This window comes from Devosia beringensis, assembly GCF_014926585.1.
Lineage (GTDB): Bacteria > Pseudomonadota > Alphaproteobacteria > Rhizobiales > Devosiaceae > Devosia > Devosia beringensis.
The window spans coordinates 3898028-3917683 of the sequence record NZ_CP045422.1 but is presented as its reverse complement, the minus strand read 5'-3'; the positions used below and the strand labels follow the sequence as shown (position 1 = coordinate 3917683).

18 protein-coding genes are annotated in these 19656 nt (G+C 63.9%); 15 read left to right on the top strand and 3 right to left on the bottom strand.

Annotation, left to right across the window (positions count from 1 at the left end):
• The first annotated feature begins 28 nt into the window (after nucleotides 1-28).
• From GDR53_RS19025 to GDR53_RS18970, 12 genes are all read left to right on the top strand, one after another.
• On the top strand, nucleotides 29-2314 hold the full coding sequence (locus GDR53_RS19025; RefSeq protein ID WP_193335983.1) for an NADP-dependent malic enzyme: 2286 nt from the start codon (nucleotides 29-31) through the stop codon (nucleotides 2312-2314).
• Complete coding sequence (locus GDR53_RS19020) at nucleotides 2311-2601, top strand: Dabb family protein (RefSeq protein ID WP_193335982.1); 291 nt, start codon at nucleotides 2311-2313, stop codon at nucleotides 2599-2601. Before GDR53_RS19025 ends, GDR53_RS19020 begins: the two co-directional genes overlap by 4 nt.
• A gap of 900 nt (nucleotides 2602-3501) precedes the next feature.
• Nucleotides 3502-3855: an FtsB family cell division protein gene (locus GDR53_RS19015; protein ID WP_193335981.1), complete on the top strand. Its 354-nt coding sequence runs from the start codon at nucleotides 3502-3504 to the stop codon at nucleotides 3853-3855.
• Nucleotides 3856-3969: 114 nt separating this feature from the next.
• Nucleotides 3970-4989, top strand: a complete 1020-nt coding sequence (gene pdhA / locus GDR53_RS19010) for a pyruvate dehydrogenase (acetyl-transferring) E1 component subunit alpha (RefSeq protein WP_193335980.1) — start codon at nucleotides 3970-3972, stop codon at nucleotides 4987-4989.
• A gap of 11 nt (nucleotides 4990-5000) precedes the next feature.
• Entirely contained in the window at nucleotides 5001-5396 is a 396-nt protein-coding gene (locus tag GDR53_RS19005; protein ID WP_193335979.1) for a hypothetical protein, read from the top strand.
• 1 nt (nucleotide 5397) lies between these two features.
• On the top strand, nucleotides 5398-6789 hold the full coding sequence (locus GDR53_RS19000) for a pyruvate dehydrogenase complex E1 component subunit beta (protein ID WP_193335978.1): 1392 nt from the start codon (nucleotides 5398-5400) through the stop codon (nucleotides 6787-6789).
• Nucleotides 6790-6800: 11 nt separating this feature from the next.
• Complete coding sequence (locus tag GDR53_RS18995) at nucleotides 6801-8183, top strand: pyruvate dehydrogenase complex dihydrolipoamide acetyltransferase (RefSeq protein ID WP_193335977.1); 1383 nt, start codon at nucleotides 6801-6803, stop codon at nucleotides 8181-8183.
• Nucleotides 8184-8197: 14 nt separating this feature from the next.
• Nucleotides 8198-8845: an SGNH/GDSL hydrolase family protein gene (locus GDR53_RS18990; RefSeq protein WP_193335976.1), complete on the top strand. Its 648-nt coding sequence runs from the start codon at nucleotides 8198-8200 to the stop codon at nucleotides 8843-8845.
• A 42-nt stretch (nucleotides 8846-8887) separates the two neighbouring features.
• Nucleotides 8888-10327, top strand: a complete 1440-nt coding sequence (gene lpdA, locus GDR53_RS18985; RefSeq protein WP_193335975.1) for a dihydrolipoyl dehydrogenase — start codon at nucleotides 8888-8890, stop codon at nucleotides 10325-10327.
• 49 nt (nucleotides 10328-10376) lie between these two features.
• Nucleotides 10377-11417: a Gfo/Idh/MocA family protein gene (locus GDR53_RS18980; protein WP_193335974.1), complete on the top strand. Its 1041-nt coding sequence runs from the start codon at nucleotides 10377-10379 to the stop codon at nucleotides 11415-11417.
• A gap of 87 nt (nucleotides 11418-11504) precedes the next feature.
• Nucleotides 11505-12458, top strand: coding sequence for a lipoyl synthase (lipA, locus tag GDR53_RS18975; protein WP_193335973.1), 954 nt, complete (start codon nucleotides 11505-11507; stop codon nucleotides 12456-12458).
• Nucleotides 12458-12895, top strand: a complete 438-nt coding sequence (locus tag GDR53_RS18970; protein WP_193335972.1) for a type II toxin-antitoxin system RatA family toxin — start codon at nucleotides 12458-12460, stop codon at nucleotides 12893-12895. The genes lipA and GDR53_RS18970 overlap by 1 nt, the downstream gene beginning before the upstream one ends.
• On the opposite strand, the gene GDR53_RS18965 is transcribed toward GDR53_RS18970, so the two are convergent.
• Both GDR53_RS18965 and GDR53_RS18960 read right to left on the bottom strand, forming a co-directional pair.
• On the bottom strand, nucleotides 12892-13398 hold the full coding sequence (locus tag GDR53_RS18965; RefSeq protein WP_193335971.1) for a CinA family protein: 507 nt from the start codon (nucleotides 13396-13398) through the stop codon (nucleotides 12892-12894). The two genes, GDR53_RS18970 and GDR53_RS18965, sit on opposite strands and share 4 nt — an antisense overlap.
• Nucleotides 13398-14588 (bottom strand): bifunctional 2-C-methyl-D-erythritol 4-phosphate cytidylyltransferase/2-C-methyl-D-erythritol 2,4-cyclodiphosphate synthase, encoded by a 1191-nt coding sequence (locus GDR53_RS18960; protein WP_193335970.1) that lies wholly within the window; start codon nucleotides 14586-14588, stop codon nucleotides 13398-13400. The genes GDR53_RS18965 and GDR53_RS18960 overlap by 1 nt, the downstream gene beginning before the upstream one ends.
• 177 nt (nucleotides 14589-14765) lie before the next feature.
• On the opposite strand from GDR53_RS18960, the gene dusB reads away from it, so the two are divergent.
• The 3 genes from dusB to ntrC are packed head-to-tail and all read left to right on the top strand — an operon-like array spanning nucleotide 14766 to nucleotide 18342.
• A complete protein-coding gene (gene dusB, locus GDR53_RS18955) occupies nucleotides 14766-15767 on the top strand; it encodes a tRNA dihydrouridine synthase DusB (protein ID WP_210321365.1) in 1002 nt (333 codons plus the stop codon).
• Nucleotides 15764-16900 carry a two-component system sensor histidine kinase NtrB gene (locus GDR53_RS18950; RefSeq protein WP_193335969.1) on the top strand — a complete coding sequence of 379 codons (1137 nt, stop codon included), beginning with the start codon at nucleotides 15764-15766 and terminating at the stop codon, nucleotides 16898-16900. Before dusB ends, GDR53_RS18950 begins: the two co-directional genes overlap by 4 nt.
• The gene (gene ntrC, locus GDR53_RS18945; protein ID WP_193335968.1) at nucleotides 16897-18342 is read left to right on the top strand and encodes a nitrogen regulation protein NR(I); all 1446 of its coding nucleotides are present in this window, start codon (nucleotides 16897-16899) and stop codon (nucleotides 18340-18342) included. Before GDR53_RS18950 ends, ntrC begins: the two co-directional genes overlap by 4 nt.
• Nucleotides 18343-18455: 113 nt before the next feature.
• Here the strand turns inward: ntrC and GDR53_RS18940 are convergent, their stop codons facing one another.
• Nucleotides 18456-19358, bottom strand: a complete 903-nt coding sequence (locus tag GDR53_RS18940; protein WP_193335967.1) for a DMT family transporter — start codon at nucleotides 19356-19358, stop codon at nucleotides 18456-18458.
• Between the last annotated feature and the right edge of the window lie 298 nt (nucleotides 19359-19656).

Sequence of the window (19656 nt, the reverse complement as noted above, 5' to 3'; positions counted from 1 at the left end):
GCGAGCGCGTGCTGCAGAGGAGAACCAGGTGTCCACTGACGTCAATGAACAGCGGAAGGCCCTGCGCGACGCCGCGCTGCATTTCCACGAGTTCCCCAAGCCCGGCAAACTCGAGATCCAGGCGACCAAGCCGCTGGGCAACCAGCGCGATCTGGCGCTGGCCTATTCGCCTGGCGTCGCTGCACCCTGCGAAGAAATCGCCGCCAATCCCGAGACGGTGTCGCGCTATACCTCGCGCCAGAACCTTGTCGGGGTGATCTCCAATGGCACGGCCGTGCTCGGCCTGGGCAATATCGGCGCGCTGGCCTCCAAGCCGGTGATGGAGGGCAAGGCCGTCCTGTTCAAGAAGTTCGCCGGCATCGACGTATTCGATCTCGAAATCGACGAAACCGACCCGCAGAAATTCATCGATGCCGTGGCGCCGCTCTGGCCGACCTTTGGTGGCATCAACCTCGAAGACATCCGCGCCCCCGACTGTTTCGAGATCGAGGAAACGCTGCGCGAACGCATGCCCATTCCTGTGTTCCATGACGACCAGCATGGCACCGCCATCATTGTCGGCGCTGCCGTGCTCAACGGGCTCGAGCTCAAGGGCAAGAAGATCGAGGACGTCAAGATCTGCGCCTCCGGGGCAGGGGCTGCGGCCATTGCCTGCCTCAACGTGCTGGTGGCGCTGGGCGCCAAATATGAAAACATCTGGGTCGCCGACAAGGATGGCCTGGTTACCCACAAGCGCAATGACATCAATGACAAGTGGCGCGGCCAGTTCCGCCGCGTCAGCGACGCCACCACGCTAGCCGAAGTCATCAAGGGCGCCGACATTTTCCTCGGCCTGTCGGCCGCCGGCGCGCTCAAGCCCGAAATGCTGGCCAAGATGGCGCCCAAGCCACTGGTGCTGGCGCTGGCCAATCCCAACCCGGAAATCCTGCCCGAACTGGCCAAGGCCACGCGGCCGGACGCCATGGTGTGCACGGGCCGCTCGGACTTCCCCAACCAGGTCAACAATGTCCTGTGCTTCCCCTTCATCTTCCGTGGTGCGCTCGATGTCGGCGCCACGACGATCAATGAGGAAATGAAGCTGGCGGCGGTGCGGGCCATTGCCAAGCTGGCCCATGAACCCGGCCTGGAGGTCTCGCCCTCCGGTGCGCCAGCCGTGTTTGGGCCCGACCACATCATTCCCAACCCGTTCGACCAGCGGCTGATCCTGCGCATCGCGCCGGCCGTGGCCCGGGCGGCCATGGAATCGGGCGTGGCCAAGAACCCGATCACCGACTGGCCGGCCTACATGGACGGGCTCAACCGCTTCGTCTTCCGCTCAGGCCTCGTCATGAAGCCGATCATCGACCGCAGCCAGGGTCAGAACAAGCGCATCGCCTTTGCCGATGGCGAGGACGAGCGCGTGCTGCGCGCCACCCAGGTGCTGCTCGAGGAGCGCATTGCCCGGCCCATCCTGATTGGCCGTCCCTCGGTCATCGAGGCGCGCATCGAGCGCTTCGGCCTCAGCCTGCGCCCCGGCATCGACTTCGAGGTGATCAACCCCGAGGATGATCCGCGCTATCGCGACTATGTCAGCCTGTTCCATTCCCTGGTCGGGCGCGACGGCGTGACCCCCGATACGGCGCGGCAGGTGGTGCGCACCAATACCACGGTCATCGGCGCGCTGGCCGTGCGCCGCGGCGAGGCCGATGCGCTGATCTGCGGGCTGCAGGGGCGGTTCATCCGCCATGTGCGCGACATCCGCTCGGTGATCGGGCTGCAGGACGGCGTGGCCGATGTGTCGGCGCTGTCGCTGCTGCTGATGCCGCGCGGCGCCTTCTTCCTGGCCGATACCTATGTCAATATCGATCCCTCGCCCGACGAGATCGTCGGCATCGCGCTGCAGGCGCGCAACCATCTCAAGCGCTTCAATATCGAGGCCAAGGTCGCGCTGCTGAGTTATTCAAACTTCGGCTCGCGTGACGGCGACAGCGCCTACAAGATGCGCGAGGTCTACCAGAAGCTCAAGCTGATCGCGCCCGAGATGATCGTCGAGGGCGAAATGCAGGGCGACCTGGCCCTTAACCAGGAACTGCGAGAGCGCTATGTGCCCGACTCGGTGCTGGGCGGAGAGGCCAACCTGCTGCTGTTCCCCAATCTGGACGCGGCGAACCTGTCCATGACGCTGCTCAAGGAAATGAACAACGCGCTTTCCGTTGGCCCCATTCTGATGGGCACCAGCTCACCGGCCCATATCCTGGCGCCCTCCACCACCAGCCGCGGCATTGTCAACATGGCCGCCATTGCGGCAACCGAGGCGATGGGGACGGAGGCATGATCATCCACAGCGTGGTCTTCACGCTCAAGCACGCGCCGGGATCGCCGGAGGAGGGGGACTTTCTGCGCGCTGCCCTGGTGCTGGCCGACATTCCGGGCGTGCAGGACTTCGAGCAGCGCCGCCAGGTCAGTCCCAAGACCGACTTCGCCTTCGGCTTTTCGATGCGCTTTGCCGATGCTGCCGCCTATGCCGCCTACAATGACCATCCGCTCCATGCCGGTTTTGTCGCTGAGCGCTGGGTGCCGGAAGTCACCCGCTTCATGGAGCTTGATTACGAGGCGTTCTGACCTAAACACATGGGGCGTAACCATATAGGTAACAATTCATAGGCGCGGCTTCCTTTCAAATTCCTCCCCAGCCTATATTAAGGAATGGAGGATTCTGGTTGGAAGCAATTTATAGAAGACTCGAGGCATGCGGTTATCCCGCTGCCGCGATTGATTGGCTGCGCAACCGCCGTCTCCTGGTAATTTCCATTCTGGCACTGTTGAGCTGGGTCGGCGTTGTCGTCATCGGTATGGGACTACATTTTGTCGCCACGCAGCTGTGGCTTCTCCTGGGTGGGGATGATTCTGTGGCTGCCGCTTAGGCGCCAGAAGCGCAGCTCAGCGAACCGGGCCCCACCGAACATGGCCGGGGCGACGCTCTGAAAAGCCGTGATGGCATGCCGTTTTTGTGAACATGCCCCGGGCTCACCGAGATTGAGCGTCCCATGGATATCGACTACCAGAAGGGACCACTCTGGCCAGAGCCAGCAACCGTGCCCCTCTGCCGGCCTATCCCAATTGATGAGGCCATTCCGGTTTGACTTGAGCGGCAAACACGCCCCTAGTGAACAAAAGCCAAAATAGAACCGCAAGGAATCCACTTCTGGAAAATCTATTGAAGCGCATTGAGGCTTGGGGCTATCCCAAGCCGGCGACGGACTGGCTTCGCAGACACCGGCTATTGACTATAATCATTCTGGCAGCAGCCACTTGGGCCAGTTTGATTGCCTTGGGTATCGGCTTGTATTCGCTGTTGGAAGGGTGAGGTCCGCTAGGGGGCGTCCTCGCTGAGGCGCTGCCGGCAGCGTATCGCAACCCCGCGTTAAGTCCTTTCGGGCACAATGGAATGGTCAAGTTCCGGTTTGCCCTCATATGCCCACTACCCGTCTCAAACGCCCTGCCATCTGGCGCCCCCTCGCATTGACCGTCGCGCTGCTTGGCTTCCAGTTCTATCTGGGATTCTCGGCGATTGGTGGCCAGTTCGGCATGGAGAACCGCACGCAGATCCTGCTCGACATTGACCAGCTCAAGGCCAAGTCGGCGGCGCTGCAGGCCGAGATCGATGACTACCAGCATCGGGCGACGCTGATGGATCCGCGGCGCCTCGACCCCGACATCGTCACCGAACGGGCCCGGGCCTTGCTGAACATGGCCAATGCCGACGACATCATCGTCATGGTCGACAAGACGACCGGTGAACCTATTTCCAGTAAATTCCAGGAATTAACCACAGACGAGTTAACAGCGATTATTGAAGCGGATTCAACGCTTTAACGCTGATTGGCTCGTTTGAATGAGCATTGCTTTTCGCCATCCGCTCGGGTTATGTTACGGACTGTGGCCAAACCGGCCGAAGCGGCAAATCCAATCCGATGCGGAGCGTTCTCTATGGCGCGTAAAGCTGTGGCCACCCAGGCCAAGACGCAATCCAATATCCCCGAATTCACCCCCGAGCAGGAGCTCGAGGCCTATCGTGAAATGCTGCTGATCCGGCGTTTCGAGGAAAAGGCCGGCCAGATGTATGGCATGGGCCTGATCGGCGGCTTCTGCCACCTCTATATCGGCCAGGAGGCCGTGGTCACCGGCGTCACCATGGCCAGCGAAAAGGGCAAGGATGCCCAGATTACCGGCTATCGCGACCATGGCCACATGCTCGTCATGGGCCTTGACCCCAAGGGTGTCATGGCCGAGTTGACCGGGCGCGAATCCGGCCTGTCGCGCGGCAAGGGCGGCTCGATGCACATGTTCTCCAATGAGCATCGTTTCTACGGCGGCAACGGCATTGTCGGCGCCCAGGTATCGCTGGGCAATGGCCTGGCCTTTGCCTCCAAATATCGCGGCGATGGCTCGGTATCCCTGGCCTATTTCGGCGATGGCGCGGCCAATCAGGGCCAGGTCTATGAGAGCTTCAACATGGCCAAGCTGTGGAAGCTGCCGGTTGTGTTCATCATCGAAAACAACAAATACGCCATGGGCACCTCGACCGAACGTGCCTCGGCGACCACTGATTTTTCGATGCGCGGCGCTTCGTTCGACATTCCCGGCGAACAGGTCGACGGCATGGATGTGCGCATGGTCCATGATGCCGCCCAGCGCGCCATCGAGCATGCCCGGTCGGGCAAGGGGCCTTACATCCTCGAAATGCTGACCTACCGCTATCGCGGTCACTCCATGTCCGACCCTGCCAAGTATCGCAGCAAGGATGAAGTGACCAAGTACCGCCAGGAACGCGACCCGATCGAACAGGTCAAGGCACGGCTGCTGGAATCCGGCGCCCAGACCGAGGAGCAGCTCAAGGCCATCGAGAACGAGATCCGCGCCATCGTCACCGAGGCGGCGGACTTTGCCACCAATGCGCCCGAGCCCGATCCCGCCGAGCTGTGGACTGACATCACCATCAGCGCCTGAGAGGCTCAACAATGAGCATGTTGCTTGGGGTCATTGCCGGTTTTGCCCTGCTGTCACTGGTCGTGGCGGTGATGCAGGCCGTCAGGATGGTGCGACTGGCGCCGGCCCGCGAAGAGCTGGGCCCCTTCATGCTGCTGGGCTGGTGGAAATTCCACCGGCTCGCGGCCAAGGCCGGTCCGGCGGCGGCACAGCATGTCCAGATCTACCAGCGGGCGGCCATCGCCTTTCTCGTCTTCATCGTGCTGGGCGTCATTCTCAGCGGCTGGGCGGTCAACCAGGCCGCCATGCCACCGGCACCGGTGACCTCCGGGCTGCTCGTCAATCCGGCCGGCGCGCCAGCCGGCCTTGCCTTCAATGCCCATCTTCGCCGTGTGGCTATGCCCGGCGCCCCTCTTGTGGAGAGCTGATATGCCTCAAATCCTGATGCCCGCTTTGTCGCCGACCATGGAAGAGGGGAAACTCTCCAAGTGGCTCGTCAAGGTCGGCGATACCGTCAAGTCCGGTGATGTGCTCGCCGAGATCGAGACCGACAAGGCGACCATGGAAGTCGAGTCGGTCGACGAGGGCTTGGTCACCGAACTGCTGGTGGCCGAGGGCTCCGAGGGCGTCAAGGTCAACACGCCGATCGCCATGGTGCTGGCGGAGGGCGAAACCGCCGGCGAGACCGCGCCCAAGGTAGCCGAGCAGACCACGAGCGCAGCGCCCGTCGCCGAGGCGCCTGCTGCTGCAACCGTACCAGCTGAGGCCAAGGCGCCTGCTGCCGAAGCCCCCAAATTCATGGCGCAGGACGATCCCGACCTGCCCGCCGGCGTCGAAATGGTCGAGATGACCGTGCGCCAGGCGCTCAACGAGGCCATGGCCGAAGAGCTGCGCCGCGACAAAGACGTCTTCGTCATCGGCGAGGAAGTCGCTGAATATCAAGGCGCCTACAAGATCACCCAGAACCTGCTGCAGGAATTCGGGCCCGAGCGCATCATCGATACCCCGATCACCGAGCACGGCTTTGCCGGCCTGGCGGTCGGCGCCGCCTTTGCCGGCCTCAAGCCGATCGTGGAATTCATGACCTGGAACTTTGCCATGCAGGCGATCGACCAGATCATCAACTCGGCGGCCAAGCAGCTCTATATGTCGGGCGGCCAGGTGACGGCGCCCATGGTGTTCCGCGGCCCCAATGGCGTGGCCTCGCGCGTCGGCGCCCAGCACAGCCAGGACTATTCGGCCTGGTACAGCCACATTCCCGGCCTGACGGTGATCGCGCCCTATAGCGCGGCCGATGCCAAGGGCCTGCTCAAGGCCGCCATCCGCTCGCCCAACCCGGTCATCTTCCTCGAGAACGAAATCCTCTACGGCTCGACCGGCCTCGTCCCCAAGATGGACGATTTCCTGCTGCCCATCGGCAAGGCCCGCATCGCCCGCAAGGGCGCCGACGTGACGATCGTCTCGTTCTCCATGGGCATGCGCTACGCCACCCAGGCCACCGAAAAGCTGGTGGCGGCGGGCGTCGATGTCGAACTGATCGACCTGCGCACATTGCGGCCACTCGACAGCGATACCGTCATCGAATCGGTCAAGAAGACCGGTCGCCTCGTCACGGTGGAAGAAGGCTGGCCGCAGGGCGGCATCGGTGCCGAGCTCTCGGCCCGCGTCATGGAACAGGCCTTCGACTATCTCGATGCGCCGGTCATGCGCGTGACCGGCAAGGACGTGCCCATGCCCTATGCGGCAAACCTCGAAAAGCTGGCTTTGCCGCATGTCGATGACGTGATTGCGGCGGTCAATGCTGTGACCTATCGCTCGTAAGGAGAACCGGGATGCCAATTGATATCACCATGCCGGCGCTCTCTCCGACGATGGAAGAGGGCAAGCTTGCCAAGTGGCACGTCAAGGAGGGCGACACCGTCTCCTCCGGCGACGTGATCGCCGAGATCGAAACCGACAAGGCCACGATGGAAGTCGAGGCCGTCGACGAGGGCAAGATCGGCAAGATCGTGGTGCCCGAAGGCACCGACAATGTGAAGGTCAACGCGGTGATTGCGGTCCTGCTGCAGGACGGCGAAAGCGCCGGCGACATGGCTGCGCCAAAGGCAGAAGCGGCCCCCAAGGCCGAAGCGCCAAATGCGGCCGAGCCAGCCAAGGCTGATGCCGGCGCCATCAAGGAAGCCAACGCAGCAACGCAGACGGCGCCCACGGCCAAGGCCGACCCGGCACCGGCCAAGCCGGCTGATGCGGCGCCTGCGCCAAAGGCCGCTGGTGGCAAGGTCTTCGCATCGCCGCTGGCCCGCCGCATGGCCAAGGATGCCGGCATTGATGTTGCCGCCATTTCGGGCACTGGTCCCAAGGGCCGCGTCGTCAAGTCCGACGTGGTCGCTGCCAAGTCGGGCGCAACCCCGCTCAAGGCCGCTGCAACGGCCACCGCCAGTGCTCCGGCATCGGGTGGCGCTGCCGCCACCGGCATGACCAAGGCCCAGGTCCTGGCGCTCTATGAAGAAGGCACATACGAGCTCGTGCCGAACGACGGCATGCGCAAGGTCGTGGCCGCACGCCTCACCGAATCCAAGCAGACGGTGCCGCACTTCTATCTCAACCTGGACTGCCGCATCGACGCCCTGATGGCGGCGCGCGAGCAGATCAATGCCGCCGCGCCCAAGGGCAAGGACGGCAAGCCGGGCTACAAGCTTTCGGTCAATGATTTCGTCATGAAGGCCTGGGCCGTGGCCCTGCAGCGCGTGCCGCTGGCCAATGCCACCTGGGCCGGCGACAGCATTTTGTATCACAAGCGCAGTGACGTGGCGGTCGCCGTGGCGGTACCGGGTGGCCTCTTCACCCCGGTGGTCAAGGGCTGCGACACGCTGACCCTGCGCGAGATTTCCGAGACGGTGAAGGATCTGGCGACGCGCGCCAAGTCCAAGAAGCTCGCCCCGCATGAATATCAGGGCGGGGCCTCCTCGGTCTCCAATCTGGGCATGTTCGGCATTACCAGCTTTTCGGCCGTCATCAACCCGCCGCATGGCACGATCCTGGCCGTGGGCGTGGGTGAAGAACGCGTCTTTGCCGACAAGGGCGAGATCAAGATCGGTCAGTTCATGACCGTGACGCTGAGCTGCGATCACCGTGCCGTCGACGGTGCCCTGGGCGCCGAAGTGCTCGGCGTGTTCAAGGGGCTGATCGAAAATCCCGTGATGATGCTGGCCTAGGAGGGCCTGGCTCCATGAAAACCATTCTGGCCTATGGCGACAGTCTGACCTTTGGGGCCAATCCGACCGGCGGTGCGCGCCATGCCTATGCGGACCGCTGGCCGAGCGTGCTCGAAGCCGGGCTGGCCGGCAAGGTCCGGGTGATTGCCGAGGGGCTGGGCGGGCGCACCACGGTGTCGGACGACTGGTACGCCAATGCCGACCGCAATGGCGCCCGCATCCTGCCCACGCTGCTCGAAAGCCACAGCCCGCTCGACCTCGTCATCATCATGCTGGGCACCAATGACATCAAGCCGGCCATCTGCGGCTCGGCGCTGGAAGCCTCATTCGGCATGCGCCGCCTGGTGCAGATCATCCGCGGCCACTATGCCGGCAAGGACGAAACGGCGCCGAAAATCCTGCTGATCGCCCCGCCGCTGCTCTGCCAGAGCGAAAATGCCGACATGATGGGTCACTTTGGCGGCCTGGCCCATGGCCTTGAGCAATCGAGCCAGTTTGCCGCCCACTATGCCCGTCGCGCCGAAGAGTGGGATACCGGCTTCTTTGACGCCTCCACCGTGGCCCAGGCCGATCCGGAAGACGGCGTGCACCTCGACGCCAAGAACACGCGGGCCATCGGGGTTGCCCTGGTACCCGTCGTCACATCCATGCTGGGCCTTTGACCCAGCCAACCAATCATTCCCGCGACTTTTCTGGAGGCCCAAATGGCTGACCAATACGATCTTCTCGTTATCGGCGCCGGTCCCGGCGGCTATATTGCCGCCATTCGTGGCGCGCAGCTGGGCATGAAAGTGGGCATTATCGAGCGCGAGCACATGGCTGGCATTTGCTCGAACTGGGGCTGCATCCCGACCAAGGCGCTGCTGCGTTCGGCCGAAGTCTATGGCCACATGACCCATGCCAAGGACTATGGCCTGACGGCGGAAAAGTTCGGCTTCGACATCGACGGCGTGGTCAAACGTTCACGCGCCATAGCGGCGCAGATGAACAACGGCGTGCAGTTCCTGATGAAGAAGAACAAGGTCGACATCATTTGGGGCGAGGCCGTCATCACCAAGCCCGGTGAAGTCACTGTCGCGCCGACCAAGAAGGCCATCGTGCAGCCGCAGGTGCCGCCCCCCAAGAATGCGCTGGGCGAGGGCACCTACAAGGCCAAGAACATCATCATCGCTACCGGCGCGCGGCCACGCGTGCTGCCCGGCATCGAGCCGGATGGCGACAAGATCTGGACCTATTTCGAGGCGATGAAGCCCGCCGAAATGCCCAAGAGCCTGGTCGTCATGGGCTCGGGCGCCATCGGCGTCGAGTTCGCCTCCTTCTACAGCTCCATGGGCGCGGAAGTGACCGTGATCGAGCTGCTGCCGCAGATCATGCCGGTGGAAGATGCCGAGATTTCCGCCTTGGCGCGCAAGCGCCTCGAAAAGCGCGGCATCAAGATCCTCACCGACACCAAGGTGGAAAAGGTCGACAAGTCAGGCGCCGGCGTCGTGGCCCATGTCGTGCTCAAGGATGGCAGCAAGCAGCAGATCGCCGGTGACAAGCTGATCTCGGCTGTCGGGGTGATGTGCAATATCGAGGGCATCGGCCTCGAAAATGTCGGCGTCAAAACCGAGCGCGGCGCCATTGTCATCGATGGTTATGGCGCGACCAATGTCGCCGGCATCTGGGCTATTGGCGACGTCGCCGGCCCACCCATGCTGGCGCACAAGGCCGAGCATGAGGCGGTGATCACGGTCGAAAAGATTGCCGGCATGAAGGTGCATGGGCTCAACAAGCTTTTGGTGCCAGGCTGCACCTATTGCGAGCCGCAGGTGGCCAGCGTCGGCCTGACCGAGGCCAAGGCCAAGGAGACCGGCCGCGAGATCAAGGTCGGCCGCTTCCCCTTCATCGGCAATGGCAAGGCCATCGCCCTTGGCGAGCCCGACGGGCTGGTCAAGACCATTTTCGATGCCAAGACCGGCGAACTGCTCGGCGCACACATGGTGGGCGCGGAAGTCACCGAGCTGATCCAGGGCTTTGTCATCGCCATGAACCTCGAAACCACCGAGGAAGAGCTGATGCACACCATTTTCCCGCATCCCACGCTCAGCGAGACGATGAAGGAAAGCGTGCTGGACGCCTATGGCCGCGCGCTGAACATGTAATCGCCGGTTTATCCACACTGCTTCCACAGGTTTTCAAGGAGTTATCCACATGGTCAAAGCTATTCAGGTTGGGCTGGGACACTGGGGATTCAGCTGGACCAAGGAAGTTATCCCCAATGTTCCCACTGTTGAGATGGTGGGCTATGTGGATTCCAATCCCGAGGCGCTGGCACGGGTGCAGGCCGAGCTCGGCATTGCCGAGTCCAAGTGCTTTTTGAGCCTGGACGCGGCGCTGCAGGCCGTCGAGCCGGACCTGGCAATCTGCACCCTGCGCACCGAGGCGCATTACCCGGTGGTCAAGCAGTGCCTTGAGCTGGGGCTCAATGTCATCGTCGAAAAACCCTTTGCCTCGACCATTGCTCAGGCCAAGGAACTGGTGGCTCTGGCGCGGGAACGGGGCAGGGTGCTGATGGTCAGCCAGAACTATCGCTTCCAGCCGGCGCCGATCGCCGCCGCCGAACTGGTCGGGGCCGGCAAGTTCGGCCCGGTCAACCTGGTGTCGATCGATTTTCGTCGCCATGCGCCCAGCCAGGGCTATCGCTATTGGGACATGCCCGATCCGCTGCTGGCGGATATGTCGATCCACCATTTCGACCTGATGCGCATGGTGCTGGGCGACGAGCCCAAGCGCGTCTCCTGCCGCACCTGGAATCCGGTGGGCAGCCCGTTCAACTTCCACCCCATCGGGGTGGCGACGCTGGAATTCGAAAAGGGCACCATCGTCTCCTATCGCGGCTCCTGGATGAGCAGCGGGCCGGTCACGCCCTGGGCCGGCGAATGGACCATGGACTGCTCGGAAGGCGAGATCATCTGGAGCTCGCGCGACCATTTCATGGGCGTGGCCGGGCCGGACCGGCTGGCGCTGCGCGAGCGCGACCAGGCGCTGGTGCCGACCGATCTCGCGCCGATCGAGCTGGCCGACCGCCGGGGCACGCTGGGCGCCATCGCCAAGGTGATCGAGACCGGCACGGTTCCGGCCCGCTTCAGCTCGGGCGCGGATAACCTGCATTCGCTGGCGCTGGTGCAGGCGACCATTCTCTCGGCCTCGCGCGGCGGCGACTGGGTCGAAATCGCCGAGATCATGCAATAGACGACGGCGCCTTAAGCAAAAAGACCGGGTTGAACTGGCGTCCCTCGGGAGCGATATAACGGGCACACTGCCCAGTCAGGACCTAAAGTGGTTACGCTCATAGACAATTCCGCGCTCAAGCCGCGGCACCCTGAAAAGGCCAACCGGCCCGACAGCGTCGTGCTGCGCAAGCCCGACTGGATCCGCGTCCGCGCGCCGGGCTCGCCGGTCTACAAGGAAACCCAGGCCATCGTGCGCGAGCACGGCCTGGTGACGGTCTGCGAGGAAGCCGGCTGCCCCAATATCGGGGAATGCTGGAGCAAGAAGCACGCCACCATGATGATCATGGGCGAGATCTGCACCCGCGCCTGCGCCTTCTGCAATGTGCGCACCGGCATGCCCGGGCCGCTCGATCCGCGCGAGCCCGAAAATGTCGCTTTGGCCGTGCAAAAGCTCGGCCTGCAGCATGTGGTGATCACCTCGGTCGACCGCGACGACCTGGCCGATGGTGGGGCGCAGCACTTTGCCGACGTGATCCTGGCCATAAGGGCGCGCAACCCGCGCACCACGATCGAAATCCTGACGCCCGACTTCCTGCGCAAGGAGGGGGCCCTGGAGATCGTCGTGGCCGCCAAGCCGGACGTGTTCAATCACAACCTCGAAACCGTGCCGTCGAAATATCTCAAGGTGCGCCCCGGCGCCCGTTACTTCCATTCGATCCGGCTGCTGCAGCGGGTCAAGGAACTCGACCCCACCATGTTCACCAAGTCGGGCATCATGGTGGGCCTGGGCGAGGAGCGCAACGAAGTGCTGGCGCTGATGGACGACCTGCGCACCGCCGACGTCGACTTCCTCACCATCGGCCAGTATCTGCAGCCGACCAAGAAGCACACGCCCCTGATCAGCTTCGTCACGCCAGACGAATTCAAGTCCTATGCCACCGTCGCCACGGCCAAGGGCTTCTCGCTGGTGTCGTCGAGCCCGCTGACGCGCTCGTCGCACCATGCCGGCGAGGATTTCGCTGCTCTCAAGGCGGCCCGGATGGCAAAGCTCGGTCACTGATGAAACGTTTCTTTGAGCGGCACGTGCCGCATCTGCCGCAGCGCATGTTCGAGATCGTCGCCGATCTCGAGGATTATCCGCGCTTTATCGCCAATTGCCGGGCCATGGAGGTCCGGCCCGATCCGGCCGCCGATGGCAGGACGCAGCTGGCCAGGATGACGCTGAGCTTCGGCCCGATCACCCAGGCCTATACCAGCCGGGTGACCGCCGACGCAGCGGCGCTGACCATCGCGGCCAAGGCCGTGGACGGCCCCTTTGCCTATCTAGACAGCCTCTGGCGCTTCGAGCCCGAGGGCATGGGCACGCGGGTCCGCTTCGAGATCGACTTCAAGATCTCCAATCCCTTCGTTGCCGCCATTGCCGAGCCGGCCTTTGCCGCCAAGCAGGAAGAGATCATGCAAGCCTTCAGCGACGAGGCCGACCGCAGGTTTGGCTAGGCGCTGGCCAGCACCTGCAGCACCAGATCAAGTGCCGCCTTGACGCTGGCCTGGCGGATCTCCGCCCGGCCCAGATCGCCGAACTGATGCTCGATGACCACGGTAGCCAGTTCGGTCGAGACCGCCACATAGACCAGCCCGACGGGCTTCTTGTCCGTTCCGCCGTCAGGGCCGGCAATGCCGGTTACCGCCACGGCGTAATCGGCATGGGCGGTGTTGCGGGCGCCGTCGGCCATGGCCCGGGCCACCTGGTTGCTGACCGCACCATAGTCGCGGATCAGGCGCGCCTGCACATGGATCATGCGCGACTTGGCCTCATTGGCATAGGTGACATAGCCGCCGAAAAACGCGCTTGATGAGCCGGGAATGTCGGTCAGCGCCGCGGCGATCAGGCCGCCGGTGCAGCTTTCGGCGGTGACGATGGTCTTGCCGGCCGCGCTGAGCAGGGTGATCACCTGCTGGGCGGGATCGGTTTGGTCTGTAGTCGTCGGTTTAGGGGCCATCAATCGACCCTCGGCACTTCGATGCTTGCACTCGCCATGGCCACAATACCCTCCTCGCGCCCGGTAAAGCCGAGCTTCTCACTTGTCGTCGCCTTGACCGCGATGCGGGCAGGCGCAATGCCCAGTGTCTGCGCAATGATCCCCCGCATTGCCGGCACGTGCGGGGCAATCTTGGGTCCTTCGCAGACGATTGTCACGTCCAGATTGACGATGCGGCCACCGGCCTGGGCGACCAGATCGCCGGCATGCTTGAGAAAGAGGGGAGAGGCGGCGCCTTTCCACTGCATGTCGCTGGGCGGGAAATGCACGCCGATATCGCCGGCGCCGATGGCGCCATAGAGCGCGTCGGTCAGCGCATGCAGGGCGACGTCGGAATCGGAATGGCCATTGAGCTTGAATTTATAGGGAATGCGCACGCCGCCCAGCCAGACATGGTCGCCCGGCTCGAAGGAATGGACATCAAAGCCGGTGCCGATGCGGGTTTCCATGGTCACGTCTCCAGCCAGCAGGCGTTCGGCCCGGGCGAAATCCTCGGGATGGGTGATCTTGATATTGTCGCGGTGCCCGCCAACCATGGCGACGCGCAGCCCCGCCCATTCGGCGATCTCGGCATCGTCGGTGAACTGCCGGCGGATGGTTGAGGCGCGCATATGGGCCGAGAACACCTGGCCGAAGCGAAAGCCCTGCGGCGTCTGCGCGGCAAACAGCTGGCTGCGATCCTCGGTCGTCGCGACCCGCTGGCCATCGAGCGAGCGCTTGATCGTATCGGTGACCGCTGCCACGGGCAGGGCGCCATCATGCTGTTCAAGCGCGGCAATGACATTGTCGATCACCTCTGGCGAAGCAAAGGGCCGTGCCGCGTCCTGGATCAGCACCAGGTCGGGTCGCTGCGGCGCCAGGGCCTGCAGCCCCGCCAGCACCGAAGCCTGCCGGTCGCTGCCGCCGGTGACGGGCGGCAGCAGCCGCGCATCGGACAGACCAAGCGCGGCAAAGCGTTCGGCATGGTCGGCGTGAATGACGGTCAGCACGGAAGTGACCTGGGGATGGGACAGGAAGGCGCCAATGGTGCGGCTGAGCACCGGCACGCCGCCGATCGGGCGATATTGCTTGGGATCTGCCGTCGTGTCCGGGTTGGCGCGCTCTCCCTTGCCGGCCGCCACGATGATCACGGCAATGGATTTTTCATTCATGGAGCGGCGTACTCGGACAAGAAACAGTCACATAAAGCTGGTCTAGCGCTGGCTTACTTATGCGGCAAGTGCAGGGCTGCCGAACGCGCACTATGCCTATAAAGGGGATTGCGCACGAAGCGCTTTTGACTATTGTGCGGGCATATTTTTGTCGTTGACCATTTCTGGGGCAGTTTTGTGTCTGAAGGTGCCTGCAAGTTAAGCATCGGAAGCCATCTGGCGCACAACAGTGCCTTTCTCGCCCCGATGGCCGGCATTACCGACCTGGCCTTCCGCAAGCAGGCCGAACGGCACGGCGCCGGCATGGTGGTGTCCGAGATGATCGCCAGCAACGCCCTGGCGACCGGCAACAAGGAAATGACCCGCCGCCTGGGCAAGCCCGCGCGCCTGCCACACATGGTGCAGCTGGCCGGCTGCGAGGCCGAGTGGATGACCCGTGGCGCCAAGCTGGCGCATGACGCCGGCGCCGACATCATCGATATCAATTTCGGTTGCCCGTCCAAGCGGGTGACCAATGGTTTTGCCGGTTCGGCGCTGATGCGCGTGCCCGACCAGGCCATGCGGCTGGTCGATGCCGTGGTCGCGGCGACGCCGCTGCCGGTGACGGTCAAGATGCGGCTGGGCTGGGACGATGACAGTCTCAATGCCGCCGACATGGCGCGTCGGGCGGTCGATGCCGGCGTGCAGATGATTTCCGTGCACGGCCGCACGCGCCAGCAAATCTACAAGGGCAGCGCCCGCTGGGAGCTGGTGCGGGCCGTGGTCGACGCCGTCGACGTGCCCGTCGTGGTCAATGGCGACATCACCGACCTGGCGGCGGCGCGCGAGGCGCTGCTGCTGTCGGGCGCCGCCGCCGTCATGCTCGGACGCGGGGCCCAGGGCCAGCCCTGGCGGGTCGGCCAGATCGGCGCGGGCCTGGCGGGGCAGGTGGCCGCGCCAGCGCCGCAGGGCGCGGCCCTGGTGGCGCTGATCACAGAGCATTACGAAGACATGCTGGGCGAATATGGCATTGCCGTTGGCCTGCGCGCCGCCCGCAAGCATCTGGGCTGGTATGCCGAGGCTGCCGGCATCGCGCTCGACAAGCCGGTACGCACGGCGCTCCTCAACAGTGAAACCCCGGCCGAGGTGCTGAGCATGATCCGCTCGATCTTTGCCGATGACCGGAAAGCGGCAGCATGAGTGTGGAACAGGCCAAGCGCGGCGTGTCGGAAGTGGCCTCGTCGGCCGTGCTGCAGGCGCTGCCGCAGCCGATCATCGTCTGTGGCGAAGACCGCCAGATCGTCTTCGTGAACTATGCAGCCGAGGCGTTTTTCGGCGCCTCGCTGAGCGTGCTGGTGCGCCAGAAGCTCGATGACCTGATCGCCTTTGGCTCCCCCATCATCAGCCTGGTGGAAACCGTGGCTTTGCGGCGCGCGCCGATGACCGAATATCGCGTCCGGGTCGGCTCCTCCCGCTTTGGCGACGAGCGCGTGGCCGATGTCTTCGCCAGCCCACTCTCGGACAGCGATGGCCGTATTGCGCTGCTGATCCAGGAGCGCACCATGGCCGACAAGATCGATCGGCAGATGGTGTCGCGCGGCGCGGCGCGCTCGGTCACGGGCCTGGCCTCCATGCTGGCGCACGAAATCAAGAACCCGCTTTCGGGCATTCGTGGCGCGGCGCAACTGCTGGAACAGACCGTCACCAGCGACGAGGTGCCGCTGGCCCGGCTGATCCGCGAAGAAACCGATCGCATCGTCCACCTGATCGACCGGGTGGAGGTGTTCGGCGACGAGCGCCCGATGGAGCGCGAACCCATCAATATCCACGTCATCCTCGACCGGGTGAAGCTGCTGGCGCGCAATGGCGTCGCCCGCGGCATCGCCTTTGCCGAAGAATATGATCCGTCGCTGCCGCCGGTCTATGGCAACCGCGACCAGCTGATCCAGGTCTTCCTCAACCTGGTCAAGAACGCCTCGGAATCACTGGACCGCACGCAGAACCCCGAGATCAAGTTCTCGACCGCCTTCCGGCCGGGCATCCGCATCGCCGTGATGGGCGTCTCCGAACGCATTTCGCTGCCGCTCGAAATCACCATCGAGGACAATGGTCCGGGCGTGCCGCCCGACATCCTGCCTTTCCTGTTTGATCCCTTCGTCACCACCAAGCAGAACGGCTCGGGCCTGGGCCTGGCTTTGGTGGCCAAGATCGTCGGCGACCATGGCGGCGTCATCGATTGCGACAGCCGGCCGGGCCGCACCAAGTTCCGCATACTCCTTCCCGTTGCGAGCGGGGTCTTTCAAATTCCAGAAGAAGAGGGAATGGCACAATGAGCCATGTTGTCCTGCTCGCCGATGATGATGCGGCTATCCGCATGGTGCTCAACCAGGCCCTGACCCGCGCCGGCTATGAGGTGCGCCCCACCGGCAATATCTCCACCATGTGGAATTGGGTCAGCCGGGGCGAGGGCGATATCCTGATCACCGACGTGGCCATGCCCGACGGCAATGCCTTCGAGGTCATGCCCAAGATCAAGAAGCTCCGTCCCGAGCTGCCCATGATCGTGATGTCAGCGCAGAATACCTTCATGACCGCCATCCGCGCGTCTGAAGTGGGCGCCTATGAATACCTGCCCAAGCCCTTCGACATTACCGAGGTGCTCTCGGTGGTGGCGCGCGCCCTGGCCGACGCCAAAAAGCCCACTAATGCCGACCGCCAGGCCGAGGAGCCCGGCGAGACCATGCCGCTGGTCGGCCGCTCGACCGCCATGCAGGACATCTACCGGGCTTTGGCGCGGCTGATGCAGACCGACCTCACGGTGATGATCACCGGCGAGAGCGGCACCGGCAAGGAACTGGTGGCCCGGGCCCTGCATGACTTCGGCAAGCGCCGCAACGGGCCTTTCGTCGCCATTAACATGGCCGCCATCCCGCGCGACCTGATCGAGGCCGAACTGTTCGGGCATGAAAAAGGGGCCTTTACCGGCGCCAATACCCGCTCGTCCGGCCGCTTCGAGCAGGCCGAGGGTGGCACGCTGTTTCTCGACGAGATCGGCGACATGCCGATGGATGCCCAGACCCGCCTGCTGCGCGTGCTGCAGGAGGGCGAATATACCATGGTCGGCGGTCGATCCTCTATCAAGACCAATGTGCGCATCGTCGCCGCTACCCATCGCGATCTCAGCCAGATGATCCGCCAGGGCCTGTTCCGCGAGGATCTCTACTATCGCCTCAACGTGGTGCCGATCCGGCTGCCGCCACTGCGCGAGCGCATCGACGATGTCGGCGACCTTGCGCAGCATTTCCTCAAGGTGGCGCAGCGCGAAGGCGAGGCGATCAAGTCGATCTCGCCCGAAGCCATCAAGCTGATGCAGGCCTATTCCTGGCCGGGCAATGTGCGTGAGCTGGAAAACCTGGTGCGGCGCCTGTCAGCGCTCTATGCCGATGAGAGCATCTCGGCCGAGATCGTGCAGAACGAGCTCAACATTGTCGAGCGGCCGTCCTCGACCGGCTCCACCGGGCCGGTGGACGTGTCCATGGCGGTTGAAACCCATGTCGGGCAGGTATTGCGCGAATATGAGCCCAACCTGCCGCCACCGGGCCTCTACCAGCGGGTGATCGACAAGGTCGAAGCGCCCCTGATCGCCATGGCGCTCAATGCCTGTGGCGGCAACCAGATCAAGGCGGCAGACCTGCTCGGCCTCAACCGCAATACCCTGCGCAAGAAGATCCGCACGCACAGCATCGAGATCGTCAAGCACAGCCGGCGCAGCTGAGGTCCGCCCGCTAGAGCATTTCACCGTTTCTAAGAAACGTCTCAATCGCTCTAGCTCTTTGGTTTGTCGCGTTTTCGAACCGCAAAAGTGGAGCCACTTTTGCTGAAAACGCTCTAGGGCGCGTCGATGATTTCCCGCCGGTGGCGGCGCTCGCTCAGCGCCAGCATCAACCCGGCGGCCACCACGAAGAAGGCGCCCACATAGACCGTGGGTGCCGGCATTTCGCCCCAGAACAGATAGCCGAAGACGAAGCTCCACATCAGCGCGCCATATTCCACCGTGCCCAGCACGCTGGCCGGCACGGCACGGGCCGCTTCGACCAGGGTGAACTGGCCCATGCCGCCCACGAGGCCCGCCGCGATGCAGAGGGCGATCTCGCGCGGCCCCATGGCCTGCCAGAACGGCAGCGAGATTGCCCCCATCAGCACGAAATGGATGCCGTTCTGCGCCAGCACCTGCACCAGGGTGCGGTCGCTGCGCGATATGGTGCGCATCAGGATCATGGCCACTGCCCAGCACAGCGCCGCGGCCAGCACCATCAGCACGGGCCAGCCGATGGCAAAGCCGCTTGGATTGGCGGCCACGATAATGCCGAAAAAGCCGATCGCCGCGCCCCCGACCCGCGCCAGCGTCAGTTGCTCGCGCAGGAAGATCACCGCCAGCACCGTGGTCAGCACCGGCGCGAGATAATAGAGCGTCGTCATTTCGGCCAGCTGCAGGTGGCGCCCGGCGCTGTAATACATCACCCAGGCCGACATGGTCATGAGGCCGCGCCCCAGGATCAGCATGCGGTTCTTCGAGCGCCAGAGATCGACCACGACCTGGCGGCGGCCGATGGCCAGGCAGATGGTGATGATCACCATGCTGCGGAAAAACAGAATCTGCGGCGCGGGCAGGGTGAAGACCACCGCCTTGACCATGGCGTCATGCAGGGCAAACAGCGAATAGGCGGCGACACCCAAACCCATGCCGGCCAGGCTGGCAGCTTCGACGCGGGCAGGGGCGGGGGCGGACACCGGAGGACTCTGTGCTGACGGACGTACAAGATGTGCCTGTTGGTGGGGATATTGTCGAGGGGGACGGGGCCGCGACCCGGTGAATCCTGCTTCTTCTGCCCCTGAGCTTGAACTCCAGCACTCAGAGTGGTTTAAGCCCGGGCGCTGGTAACCCTTCGAGCGCAGCTCTCAGGACGTCCGGCTCTGAAAACGCGCCACCGGCGCGTTTTCGCGGCGCGGCCGCCGAGCCGGACTGTCACATTTTGGCAACATTTGTCTTGAAGGGTCCGCCGAATTGCGGCAGGCTCCCCGCCTGCGG